This is a genomic window from Vibrio celticus (assembly GCF_024347335.1).
In the GTDB taxonomy this organism is placed as follows: domain Bacteria; phylum Pseudomonadota; class Gammaproteobacteria; order Enterobacterales; family Vibrionaceae; genus Vibrio; species Vibrio celticus.
This window is the reverse complement of record NZ_AP025464.1, coordinates 15,640-28,937: the sequence shown is the minus strand read 5'-3', so window position 1 is coordinate 28,937 and position 13,298 is coordinate 15,640. Positions and strand designations below refer to the sequence as shown.

Sequence of the window (13,298 nt, the reverse complement as noted above, 5' to 3'; positions counted from 1 at the left end):
AAATGGCTTTTCGAAACTACTGACTCGCTCGAACATGTCAGGTATAATCAGGTACTATCGAAAATGACTCAGAGCGTGAAATGGAAAAATCAACTCAACCGGAAGCTGTATCGTCAGTATTAAAAGTATTTAACATCCTCTCAGCACTGGCTAACCAAAAAGAGATTGGTGTATCCGAGCTATCTCAACGCTTGATGATGTCAAAGGCGACAACCTATCGCTTTTTACAAACCATGAAGACACTCGGGTTTGTTGAGCAGGAAGGGGAAGCCGATAAATACTCACTGACATTAAAATTATTTGAGTTAGGTTCAAAAGCTTTAGAGCATGTCGACCTCATTAATCTTGCTAATACTGAGATGGCGAAAATCTCCAAGATAATCAATGAAACTGTCCACTTGGGCTCCATTGACGAAGACTCCATCATCTACCTACACAAGATAGACTCCAGTTATCATCTACGTATGCACTCACGCATCGGTCGCCGCAACCCGCTCTACAGCACAGCTATTGGTAAGGTGTTGATGTCTCATATGGATGAGCAAGAAGTACGAGCTCTCTTGGCTGATGTTAAGTTTAAAAAACACACGCAGCATACGCATGAAAACGCAGACCAACTGCTTGAAGAATTGAACCTTGTTCGTGAGCAGCATTTTGGTGAAGACAACGAAGAACAAGAGCCAGGATTGCGTTGCATTGCAGTACCGGTTTACGACCGATTTGGTGACCCTATTGCGGCTATCTCTGTTTCGTTTCCTACTATCCGATTCGAAGAAAACCGCAAACAAGAGTATATTGCCCAGCTCCACTCGGCTGGCCGCAATGTTTCTGAGCACTTGGGCTATCACAATTACCCTGTCTGACATTAATACAGTTAAAAAAGCAGCACTCGTGCTGCTTTTTTTGCCGTCAAGCACTTTATTGAAACACCATTTCATTTAAGGGATTTACATGGGTACTTCAGCTTCAAATAACATTTTCGACTTTTTGATTCACCTTGACCCTTTCGACCTTCTACCAAAACAGGTGGTTGAATCACTAGCAGGCTCAGTCACAGTCAAATACCTAGCCAAGGGAGAAAGTATTGAGTTTCACTCGATGTGCGAGAAACGGTACCTCTATGTGATTCGAAAAGGCGCAATAGAGCAGCGTACCCAAATCAATAAACTCCGAGCCCGTCTCGGTGAAGAGGATCAGTTTGGGTTTACTTTCCTTGAGCCCCTTAATGAAGCAGAAGATGGCTACCGAGCGGAAGCTATTGAAGACTCGCTACTTTATCTTATACCACATGCAAACATTCAAGAGACGTGCAAGCAACATCCCGAGCTTAAAGACTACTTTGCCGCTACGGCAAAAACCCGTTTGAACTCCGCCATACGTTCTATCGTCAACAAAGAAGAGAAAAGCTTGTTCTTTCGTACGGTTGGAGAAGTCGCCAGCGAAAATATCACAGTATCAAGTTACGACGACTCGATCATGGATGTCGCCAAGGCCATGTGTGGTAAGCGTCGCAGCTCATGCGCCGTGGTACTAAAAGAACATGAAATTGTCGGCTTGGTCACCGACCGTGATATGACCCAACATGTTGTCGCTCAGGGCATAGATACCCAGCGACCTATTTATGAAGTCATGACACGTAACCCCATTTTGATCAATAGCGAAGACAAAGTGATTCAAGCGATTTCACTCATGTTGCAGTATAATATTCGATGCCTGCCTGTAATCGCCAATAACGAAGTAAAAGGCTTATTAACGACTACACATCTAGTTCATAACCATCGTACTCAATCGCTCTTCCTCATTGAAAAAATCAAGTACGCCAACTCGATCAATGCGCTTGCGAGTTTACGAGATGAAAAAGAAACTATTTTCCAAGCCTTGGTCGAAAGTGGCGTGAGCGCCGAAATTCATGGTCAGGTGATGTCGATGATCATGGATGCGTTCAATAGACGAATAATCCAACTAACTGAAGAAGTGCTCGGTCCACCACCTTGTGAATACGCTTGGATGGTTGCTGGGTCGCATGCAAGAAACGAAGTACACATGCTCTCTGATCAAGACAATGCTCTCGTACTCGCAGAAGATGCAACCAAGGATGATCGATTCTACTTCACTTACTTTGCAATGCGAGTGTGTAATGGATTAGCCGCAGTGGGCTATCCCCTTTGTGATGGCAAGTACATGGCAGCCACAGCAAAATGGAATCAGAGTGTAGGTCGCTGGAAAGAATACTATACAAAATGGGTAGCTAGTCCAGAATACAATAAACTGCTCAACATCAGTGTCTTCATGGAAATACGCTGCGTGTACGGGAACGCGGAACTTGTTGATACGCTTCAAAACCACCTACACCAGACCATTCATGCAAACCCTCGCTTTATCCCGGCACTAACACGCGATGCCATCGAAACATCACCGCCACTTGGTATTTTCAATAGCCTGGTACTAGAAAAAAGTGGTGATAACACTAAATCACTCAACATCAAAAAATTTGCGTTGAATCTCATCATCGATCTTGCTCGAATATACAGCCTTGCCGCTGGAGGGTCGCTAACAGGGACTGAAGAGCGATTTCGATATGCAGTTGAGCAAGGCACCTTGTCTCAAAACAGTTGCGACAACATTATCGGCGCGTACCGTTTTCTAACTCAAGTTCGTTTTAGGCACCAGCTCAACGCACAGCTTCGTGGTGATACTCCGGATAACCACATCCGCCCTGACGAATTCAGCAGTTTTGAACGCAAGCACCTCAAAGAAGCGTTCAAGATAATCAGCGAACTGCAGGATGTCGCTAAACTCAAATTTGTAGGCGGGTTCTAACATGCTGGCCAAAGCCCTACAAAAGCTATTCTCTAAAGGCGACAATATTGAAGCTTTGCACCAATCCATGCAGGCTAAACGCTGGTCTTCTCATGCCCTCGAGCATTACTTTGCCCACCCGCTCCCTAATGCAGAGCGCCCGTTGTCTGAACAACAATTTGTCGCACTCGATTTTGAAACGACAGGATTAAATCCTGACACTGATAGGATCCTCTCTATTGGAACGGTTGAGTTAAACTATGAAGAGATTGATTTAACCAGTGTTAGCGAAGTGATTCTGCGCTACGACGTTATTGTGCGACCAGAGAGCGCTATCATTCATGAAATTATGCCCATTCAAGTTCAAAAACAGGGGGTGGAGCCCGAGCCAGCACTCGATCTATTAATCGAACATTGTGCAGGCAAAACTATCATTGCCCACAGTGCGGGCATTGAGTATGGCTTTTTATCGTCGTATCTCAAAAGGCGCTATCAATTGGAAAAGCTGCCTTGTTACATGATAGACACCTTGATGCTTGAGAAGCGATTTAGCTATTTAGGAAAAAATAGTGGCCATGCTAGCTTCCAACTCGATGATCTGCGCCAACACTATAATTTGCCCGATTATCAGGCCCACTCCGCAGCCAGTGATGCATTAGGTTGTGCGGAGCTATTATTAGCTCAAGTAAAGAGACTAAGACTCTGTCATCGCCCGCTCAGTGAAGTGATGTGCAAACCACCCTATTAAACGTGACAACTCATGCTTAACCTGCCACTAGCTCTTGTTTTTCAAAACCATGGCTATTGGATTGCAGATCGTCCGATAGCCGTTTTCATTGAACTCAATGAAAATGGCTTGATTGACGCTTGCATCTGACTAACGGATTCTAAAATGCTTCCTTGCGGTACAGACTGAGATAAGTGTCCATCGGCAATCCGCTGGGTTAATGAAACGACGACATTGTGGTCATTAGCCCAAATGTAGGCATTGCCTAAACGATAATTGATAAGTGCAATGATGACTCGCTTCTAAGCCTCTCCTGAAGTGCGACTTTACGAGATTACATCCGATGCTTGCTTCTTTGCAAACGGAAGAAATGATGTAACCTCATACTTTATGGTTTCAACCAATAAAATGAAGTCTATATCATCCGCCATTACACCCTAGGACAAGCAAGAGAAATAGCAATCATAAATTTTGCGAACAATCATAAAACTTCCTTAATGAAATTACATAAAATATCAATTGAAGCATCAGTTTAAAAATCATATCAAGATCTATAATCAAATGAGGCCACATACGTCCTTAGAATACCAAACGCCCGATGAATTACATCGAGCGTATGGTTAGAAGTGTCAACCCATATCAGGACGGGGCAAGTATGTAACTTAGTACGACCTAAATTTAACATACTGACAATTATTATTTGGTATCACTTTAACCAGCTTACCTGTTAGGCTATTACTGCTCACATAGTTTGATGTCACGTTAACTGAGCCGCTACCATCAATGCTGGATAACGTCCCCCTGAAATCACAACTATTATTTGCATCACTGTCCCACAATTGCACTGTCTTTCCTGCGAGATCTCTATCAATCGCTACACAGCTTGCTTGGGATAAGTCCAACTCCATTTTCTGCCCCAACTATATTGGGTGATGACATCACACCCTTCAGATACAGGTGGATCGACTGGATCAACAGGCTCCTCTGGATCGACCCCCTCCGGAGGCCAAGAACCTCCAGCCACAGTGACACCAGAAGTTGGTATCTGCTGATGAACGCCCTCTGCCAACGCTTGATTCCAAGTCGCTATTGGCTCTTCATTAATATTGAGATGTTTGTACTGGCTGCCATCCCAATTGAGCGCGTACTCGACATCAGGTTCATCGAATAGCCCCCATCGAGTAATACTCTCACCCGAACTCTTTGCTTTCTCCAGTGTATTGTTGGTTAGGACATTATTAGGCCCTGTCGGTCCTGACCACTTACTGGCGTGGTCGCCGGAGCCAACCCAAATCGGTTGCCACGTTGACCCCGATTCTGGCGCCCCATTAGACCAACTGCGATGCTCGTACGGCACGGCGATATGATTTAAGCGAACCAAATTATTTCGCTCCCAGCCACCGTGGAAGTTCATATCAACATTCAGTGTATTGTGCTCGACGATATTTCCAGTCGCTGACCATTGGAGAGCGAGGTGTCGAATGTTACGAATATCGTTATTGTGGATCCAGCTGTTGTATAACTTAGAGCCACGAACATAGCCATTTCCGCCAGCCCCCTTATTCCACGAGCCGTCGATCGTGTTGTTGGAGATGGTGACTGCTTTGGCGAACTCACTGACAATAGGATGTGAACCGATCATGTCGATACGGACATTATCAACCCAGCCGTTATACGCCCACTTGAGAATGATGCCGTGAATCGCATCTTGTGCACATACGTTCTCATATCGATACAAGACGCCATTAGGGTTGCTCGCCGAAAACTGGTTGCGATTGTAGCCCTCACAATGGCTGCCTTTCGTGTCCATGGTTAGAAAGAAGTCTTGCAGACCAAAGTTTTCTACCGCACTGACTGGCATGACACGGCTGTTGTAACCACTCTCATTGTTTAGCGGGATATCAAACTCTAGAGCGCCATCAAGGGTGACCGAATTGTTGCCACTGTTTACCGCTGTCACTTTAAAAATCTGTGTGCGCATGTGACCGGTTTTTATGTGACTACCACTTCTTCTCGATTCTGGCACTTGCCCTTTATCCAAAAACGCTTTGTCGTTGGCGGCACCGACATAAATAAGATCGCCCTGGCTAAACTCACCGGCTTTTCCTGATTCTATTACAATGGTGTTGTCACCCATTTTTGCAGGTTGTGCAAACTCAATGCTGTGTTTCCAGTGGAAGTTGACGCTCCCCTCGTAAGCGGGTTCCTTGACATGCTTCTCTCGAGTTTCGACACGAAATACGCCAAAACCAGGCCAGTATTTCTTATCAAAATCAGGAGCATTACTGGCATCCACACCATAAGGTGACCAAGACTTAACGACTATTTGAGTACCCGTGGCTGGATCGCTTCCCGCCCCTTTGATAACTAACCCTGACTTGTCAATATGGATTTCATCACTCAGGTTAATAGTGCCCTGTGGCAGTATTATCACCGTATTTTTACTCGTAGAAGCGGTAACCTCATTGTCAATAATAGCTTACAATGCAGCAGAATCATCGATGCCATCGTCGACGATAACACCGTGATCAACTGCGTAGATAGTATTTTGAAATGTCGTAGGTAACGTTGCGCCTTGTTTATAACCTGGAGCTGAAATGCCAGATGCGCTATATAGGGTTAGAGGAATAAGTATGGCGAGTGTGTTCACGTTCATTTTCACGTTTAGATCTCCCTTCCGCGTTTATTATGTACTTCTTTTAGTTACTGGTTAAAAAAAGGAGCTACTGTGAACTGCGTAGCTCCTCATGGGGGCATTAGAATTATGTGGCGCTACTAGTCGTAAGCTTATCGGCTTGTTTTGCACTTTTCAGAAGCAAACTACCAACCGTCACAATGACCGCTCCACAGAAGACAAAGGCCATTCGTCCCCAGAATGGATTCGGGATGAGTACCATTAGCGTCACTAGAACACCAAATACAAGAATCAATTTGCCTAGCATGTTGCGTTGTTGACGATCCAACTCATCTTGACCTGCTTCTTCTACTACAGGAGTAGCAACATCGCTCCAGAACTCAGTCAGTTCAGATTCACGTTCACCAACTGGCTCTTTGTAGAACTTAGTGGTTAGGCAGAAGAAACCACCCGTGATGAACAAGTGACCCATGATACCGAGTAAGACTTTTAGGTCTTTCGCTTCACGGCCCGTAAATGGCGTGTCTAAGTTCAGCCAGTTTGCTACAACATCGGCAGTAATCACGAAACTAACAAGGTAAGAGACAATAATACCGACAGCCAATGTTGCCCATGCCGCCCAATCTGGCGTCTTCTTGATGAAGATACCGAAGAATAATGGGACCAATATTGGCATCTGCAGTAGCGTACTGACGTACATCATCGCATCGAACAAGCTCAATCCACGAAGAGAGTTAATGAATAGGGCAACTGCGATAATCAGAGCACCAAACACCACAGTAACCACTTGGCTTACACGCATTAGTTTCTTGTCGTCAGCCTTTTTATCAATGATTGGTGCATAGAAGTTACGAACAAAGATACCGGAGTTACGGTTAAGGCCAGAGTCCATTGAAGACATGGTCGCGGCAAATACCGCAGACATAAGTAGGCCAACCATACCAACAGGCATCGCATTCTCAACGAATACCAAGTAAACCGCATCCGCTGCTTTTTTACCTAGCTGTGCTGCGTGTACTGTGGCTGCATCTGGGTAGATCACTGCCGACACCCAAGGAGGCAAGAACCAAATAGCAGGACCAATCAGCATAAGAACAAACGCAAGTAGCGCAGCTTTACGAGCATTGGTCGAATCTTTAGCTGTTAAGAATCGATAAGAGTCCTGCATGTTGTTGATGTTTTGAAGCTGCTTCACGAACATGAAGATGAACCATGCCACGAACAACAGCGGATAGTTCATATTTGAACCCATGATCGAATCCGCAGGGAACTGTTCAATTAGGTTCGTAGGACCACCTATCTTAATTAGAGCGGCAACAGCACATACCACGGTCACGGCCATAATGACCACCATCTGAACAAAGTCGGATGCTACAACACCCCACGCGCCGCCGATAACAGAAATAAACAGGACGATTAGACCTGTAACTACGATTGTTGTCTCAATATCTACTTTAAATACCGCACTGACAAACAGTGCCAAACCATTTAGCCAAATACCGGTATAAACGATGCTGGTTGGCATGGTCGCCCAAGTAAATACTTGCTCATTTGTAGCACCAAAACGACGACGAACGCCTTCAATCGGTGTTACGACTCGCATTTGGCGAAAACGGTATGAAAAGAATAACCAAGAAAGTAAAAAGCCAAATGCGTTGGCCATAAATACGACCATAATGGGAAAACCATCGGTAAAGGCTTTACCTGCTGCCCCGGTGAACGTCCAAGCACTAAATTGCGTCATAAAGGCAGTTGAGCCTACCATCCACCAGAGCATTTTACCGCCCCCGCGAAAGTAGTCACTGGTAGAACTACCTGCGAAACGTTTAAAGATGACGCCTATCGCTATCATAAAGATAAAGTAAACGCCCACGACGAGCATATCGACATTCATTCTGAACTCCTTTTACATTTTACTTATTTTTAGACTAATTTTAAAACTACGTTTCATTATTAAGTAAATAACGTTTTTATAAAGTCCAACCAGGTTATTATGTGAGCTATGTAACCAATTATTTCTAACTGTATGATTTTGTGTTACCACGATCAAAGAATGCGCAACAGGCAAGATCAACCGTTTCTTATATGGTTGTAGGTAACTCATTTATTAACCCATGACTCACCCTTTATTGTATATATCACCAAGTAAGATAAGGCACAGTGTGCGTTTACTATTGGATGAGTAGCGAGCCAACTCTGACTTAATAAGCACATAAGCGTAGACAAGATAAGGGCTGAACAACCCAACAAGATAAAACCACACGCAACATAAAAAATGAAAAACCGTTTCATTCATCACAAAAACCCACAGTTCGTTGGTAATCGCGACGCTACAAGTGCAATAATGAACCATCGTTTTATTTTCATCGAAGCAATTTTTATTTTAGAGGTAAGTTTATGGCATTTTTGTTCTGTGGCGGCGTGGTACTCACTGTTGGTGCTTTACTGTTAAAAAGCGCCAAGGATACCAAAGTAGTGGACCTACAGACTCAAAGTTAGCGTAATGACAAGGGGCTGGCCACCAGCCCCTATTTTGCGTTTAGCAATCCACTCGTCACCGCTAACACCGTTGAGTTTTCAAAGTATTTCGAGATGAAACCCATGAACCAATACATTCACGACGATTTTCTTTTAACCTCAGATTTGGCTCGCCGCTTGTTCCATGACTACGCCAAAGCTATGCCGATAATTGATTATCACAATCACCTAGATGCGAAACAGATTTGGGAAAACCATCGCGCGAGTAACATCGCTGAATGCTGGCTGCATAGTGATCACTATTTATGGCGAGCGATGCGCAGCAATGGAATTGAAGAACACTATATAACCGGCGATGCGCACGACAAGAAAAAGTTCGAGAAATGGTGTCAAACCGCCCCTTATCTTCTCGGCAACCCGCTTTATCAGTGGTCTCACCTAGAGCTGGAGCGTTTCTTCAACTGCTCACTATTATTAAACTCGGACAATTGCGATGCCATTTGGTCACACTGTGAAGCCGAGCTTGCCACATCTAGACTCACAACTCAGAGTGTGTTGAAGCAGTGTCATGTCACTACGCTTTGCACTACAGATTCACCGCTCTCCGATCTTCACTATCACAAACTGATTGCCGAGTCCGACTTTGACGTTGAGGTGCTCCCTACATTCAGAGCAGACGATCTATTTGCGTTTGGATCGCCAAGTGCTTTTCGCATGATGATTGATACATTAAACACGATGACCTCTTTGCATATTGCATCCATCAATGACTTTCTCAACGCGATTTCAAAGCGAATCGAAGCATTCCATAACGCTGGCTGCCGACTATCCGATCTTGGATTCACTCAAGTGCATTTTGCACCTTGCTCGCATAATTCCGCTCATCAACTATTTGAAAAGCTGCTAACAGGAAAGTGCTTAAAGATATCGAAAGCAAACAACTTAGCTCTTTTCTGTTCAACCAGTTAGGTCAGCACTACCATAGCCGTGGCTGGGCAATGCAACTCCACATTGGTGTATTGATTAACGTTAACGAACGCAGAAAACAGGAGCTTGGCGGTGGCACCGGATTTAGCGTGATGAATGATCGCCTTATTGCCGAAAATCTAACCCAGCTTCTCAGTCAATTAGATTTAACCAACCAGCTACCAAAAACGGTGCTTTACAGCATCAATCCGAATCACAATGCACTACTCAGTTGCATTGCCGGTGCTTTTCAAGACAGTGACTCCGCCGCTGGAAAAATCCAATTTGGCGCCGCATGGTGGTTTAACGACCACAAAGACGGCATGGAAGCCCAGCTCACCACATTAAAGAACTTAGGTGCGCTAGGCCGGTTCATAGGTATGTTGACCGACTCTCGCAACGTATTTTCGATGAGTCGCCACGAATATTTCCGCCGTGTACTTTGTAATCAACTCGCCGCTTGGGTCGAAAATGGAGAGCTTCCAAATAGTGAAGCGCTACTGAAAGACACCATAGAAAACATCTGTTATTACAATGCAGAGCGCTACTTTAATTTTCCTCAATCCAGACTCACAGGGGATGCTCAATGATCCAGTTTAGCGAACAACAAATTCAATCCATCAAACAGCGCGCTTCTGAGCAAACTATCGCCCAACTCATAGAAGACAATCATGTTGTGCTCAATAACGATACCTTGGTTCCGCCCGACGGTCGTGCGACCTGGAACCTGTATTACTTTTGCCCTGAGCATGGCGTTCGCCTAACGTGGGATCGTGAAAAGCCACTCTCGCACTGCTGCTCAGTTGACGGTAAAGCGTTCACGGGTGAACCATATGATGGCGCCTGGTGGCGATGGCTAAATGGCCTGAATGCAAAAGCGTGCTACGATCTTGGCTTGCTTTGGAAACTGACTGGAGAACAACGTTTCTTCGATAAGGTTAAAGACATCTTGCTTCAATCCGCTAAATACTATCCGGACTACGAAGTTCATGGTGGCATCCCCTACAACGGTCCTGGCAAAGCGAATGCACAGACTTTATGTGAGGCAAACTGCCACTTGGATCTTGCTCGCGGTTATGACTTCATTCATGAGCAACTGTCACTAGACGAGCAGTCATACATCGAGCAGCGCCTACTTCGTGAAGGGGCTGAGTTTTTGATGGAATACCGAACTGACCAGCTACACAACCATGAAATGAAAATCAACGCCACCATTGGTGTGATTGGGTTGATCCTCGAAGAGAGCCGCTACATCGATTTTGCTCTGAATACTAACTACGGTATCCACTATCAACTTAACCACGGCTGCTCAGAAGAGGGAATGTGGTTTGAGGGCTCAATTCACTATCACTACTACGCCTTACAAGCGCTGTTAAACTTTGAAAAAATCGCCTACTCAACGCCTCATTCCGTGAGCTCCAACTCTAACTTTGTTAAGATGCTCAAGTTTCCACTAAACTTGGTACTTAATACGGGCGACTTCCCGCGTCTCAATGACTGTATTGCCGGCCAAGGCGCATTGCTCACTCACACCTGTTTGAGTTTGCCTACGCGCAGTACCCTTGTGATGAGTTTGCGAGTGTTCTTACTAGCATCTATCAAAATATCTCAAGAGATAACATCGATGCTCTACTTTACGGTGTGGATGAACTTCCAAAGGCTGCGCCACTGCAATGTCAATCTATCCACACCGCTCAGGCGGGCGTGACGATTCATTACGACCAAAGCAATGACCATTCTCTGCTTGTTAAGCATAGTCCTTATGGTGGCGAACACGATCACTACGATCGATTAGGCTTGATCATTGTTCGTAATGGCAAAGAGATACTGCCCGATATCGGTACCACCGGGTATGGCGCAGAGCTGCACTATGGCTATTACAAGAATACCGCCACGCACAACACCCTTGTTGTGAATCAGCAGAACCAATCGCCAATCGATCCAACGTTACTTCACTTCTCTGACTCTCCAATTTGCAAAGTCATAGATACGCTTGCCGATTGGAATCAACCAGCAGCAGAAGTCGATAGCCACACCATCGAGCAGTGGGATAGCCAGTCATATCAGAACGTCATGTTCAGGCGTATCTTGTTCTGTGTTGGCGAAGCGTATGTAGAAGCAAACCTGATAGCCAATCCGCATCAGCAACAGTTGGATTTGACCTACCATATTCGCGGTGAACATACCGAAACGGACAGCTTTGAGGTTTGCGCTAACCCGTTGCCAGGCGCACTCAACCGAATGACCAATACACATCAGTTGAGTTCGGTTTCAGCGCACTCCCATCGCTACGCCATTGAAGGACAAACGCCATTTAGCCAGAAGATGGTATTCAGTTCGCCGTGTGATGTCTTGATTGGTGAAGCGCCAGATAACCCAGCAACATCGAATCTCGCGTATACCCTGGTTCGCTCCAATGCGACCATGCTAAACACCATGGTACTTCACGACCTATCGCAAAATGCAGTTCTCCTGCTTGAAGATATCTCTTGGAGCGACACCGAAATCACATTCAGTATCAACCAAGATGGCAACAAAACCACCATCACCTACAATTTGTATTCGCATTCTTTGCGGACTCAAAGTTGGCAGCCTGAAAGCGACAATCTGGCACTCAACGAATAACGATAAGGCCAGCTCTTTCACCAAGAGCTGGCTATATTTTTCTCGGTATCCTCAGTTAACTATTTGTCACCAATACACATAACCTCTACTCTGACTTTTAATTACATCTAGGTGGAGCCATCCCCTCAGAGTCTCATCCCTAAAAGCTTCGCTACAGAAAGCTTGCTGGCCAACATCATTCTTGGTAAATACCAATACGCGATGCCGCTTTATCGCCAAGAATCGCTGTTTACCCAGTCCGGTATCGAGTTATCACGCACCACGATGGCAAGGTGGGTCATCCAAGCCAGCGAGAAGTTCGCCCCACTGTATGTCGCTTTGAAAGAGCACCTACTTCAGCTGGTGGTGGTTCAAGCGGATGAAACGCCGCTCAATGTGCTCAAAGAAGAGAAGAAGTGTTATATGTGGCTCTACTGCTCAGGAGTTGACTCGTCCGAAGCGGCACTGCCAAATGTGAAAAATATCGCCTTGTACGACTATCAAAACAGTTGCGCGAGGGCGTGTCCCGTGGACTTTTTAGGTGACTACAGCGGTTATCTACAAACCGATGGCTACGCGGCTTATGATGGACTTCATCAAGTTACCAATGTGTGGGGGGGGGGGGCTTAGCGCATGCTCGTCGCAAGTTCATGGACGCGAAGAAGCTTCAAGGGAAAGGTAAATCGGGCAAGGTCGATAAAGCGCTAGCTAAAATCCAAAAACTCTACGGGATAGAATCACGCTTAAAAGGAGTGCCTGTCGAAGAACGAAAAGCAGAGCGTCAAGCGTATGCCAAGCGGATACTGGATGAGCTGTACCAATGGAGACAACCCAGAAGGTGATAGGCTCTAGCCCATTAGCCAAAGCGATAAAATACACGCTCGGGCAGTGGTCATTGGTAGGAAAAATTGACTATTCTCCAACACAACAAACGGTGCTGATGCGAGCGCGATGCTTTACAGCATCATCGAGACCGCGAAAGCCAACGGCCTTATCCTCTACGACAACATGGTCAAGTGCATGAAAGAATTAGCGAAAGCTGAGCCTGATATCGACGCACTCCTACCTTGGAACTTCAAACACTGACAA

7 protein-coding genes and 3 pseudogenes are annotated in these 13,298 nt (G+C 45.5%); 7 read left to right on the top strand and 3 right to left on the bottom strand.

Annotated elements, in window-relative coordinates; all coding sequences use genetic code 11:
• Positions 1–80 precede the first annotated feature (80 nt).
• The 4 genes from kdgR (at position 81) to OCV19_RS25000 (ending at position 4,150) form a co-directional block, all read left to right on the top strand.
• Positions 81–863, top strand: coding sequence for a DNA-binding transcriptional regulator KdgR (kdgR, locus tag OCV19_RS16435; RefSeq protein ID WP_065677436.1), 783 nt, complete (start codon positions 81–83; stop codon positions 861–863).
• 88 nt (positions 864–951) lie between these two features.
• A complete protein-coding gene (locus OCV19_RS16430) occupies positions 952–2,820 on the top strand; it encodes a DUF294 nucleotidyltransferase-like domain-containing protein (protein WP_065677437.1) in 1,869 nt (622 codons plus the stop codon).
• Position 2,821: 1 nt separating this feature from the next.
• Entirely contained in the window at positions 2,822–3,547 is a 726-nt protein-coding gene (locus tag OCV19_RS16425) for an exonuclease domain-containing protein (protein WP_065677438.1), read from the top strand.
• Between the two features lie 498 nt (positions 3,548–4,045).
• Positions 4,046–4,150 (top strand): integrase core domain-containing protein, encoded by a 105-nt coding sequence (locus OCV19_RS25000; protein ID WP_167352292.1) that lies wholly within the window; start codon positions 4,046–4,048, stop codon positions 4,148–4,150.
• A gap of 250 nt (positions 4,151–4,400) precedes the next feature.
• On the opposite strand, the gene OCV19_RS16420 is transcribed toward OCV19_RS25000, so the two are convergent.
• The 3 genes from OCV19_RS16420 to OCV19_RS16410 form a co-directional block, all read right to left on the bottom strand.
• Positions 4,401–5,960, bottom strand: coding sequence for a hypothetical protein (locus OCV19_RS16420; protein WP_261875724.1), 1,560 nt, complete (start codon positions 5,958–5,960; stop codon positions 4,401–4,403).
• A gap of 45 nt (positions 5,961–6,005) precedes the next feature.
• Entirely contained in the window at positions 6,006–6,188 is a 183-nt protein-coding gene (locus tag OCV19_RS16415) for a hypothetical protein (protein ID WP_139093582.1), read from the bottom strand.
• Positions 6,189–6,288: 100 nt separating this feature from the next.
• Positions 6,289–8,055 (bottom strand): sodium:solute symporter family protein, encoded by a 1,767-nt coding sequence (locus tag OCV19_RS16410; protein WP_065677440.1) that lies wholly within the window; start codon positions 8,053–8,055, stop codon positions 6,289–6,291.
• A gap of 698 nt (positions 8,056–8,753) precedes the next feature.
• On the opposite strand from OCV19_RS16410, the pseudogene uxaC reads away from it, so the two are divergent.
• The 3 pseudogenes from uxaC to tnpC all read left to right on the top strand — a co-directional run.
• A pseudogene (uxaC, locus tag OCV19_RS24995) lies at positions 8,754–10,195 on the top strand (glucuronate isomerase).
• A pseudogene (locus tag OCV19_RS24920) lies at positions 10,192–12,230 on the top strand (heparinase II/III domain-containing protein). Before uxaC ends, OCV19_RS24920 begins: the two co-directional pseudogenes overlap by 4 nt.
• Before the next feature lie 114 nt (positions 12,231–12,344).
• A pseudogene (gene tnpC, locus OCV19_RS16385) lies at positions 12,345–13,295 on the top strand (IS66 family transposase); the annotation flags it as partial.
• Positions 13,296–13,298 lie beyond the last annotated feature (3 nt).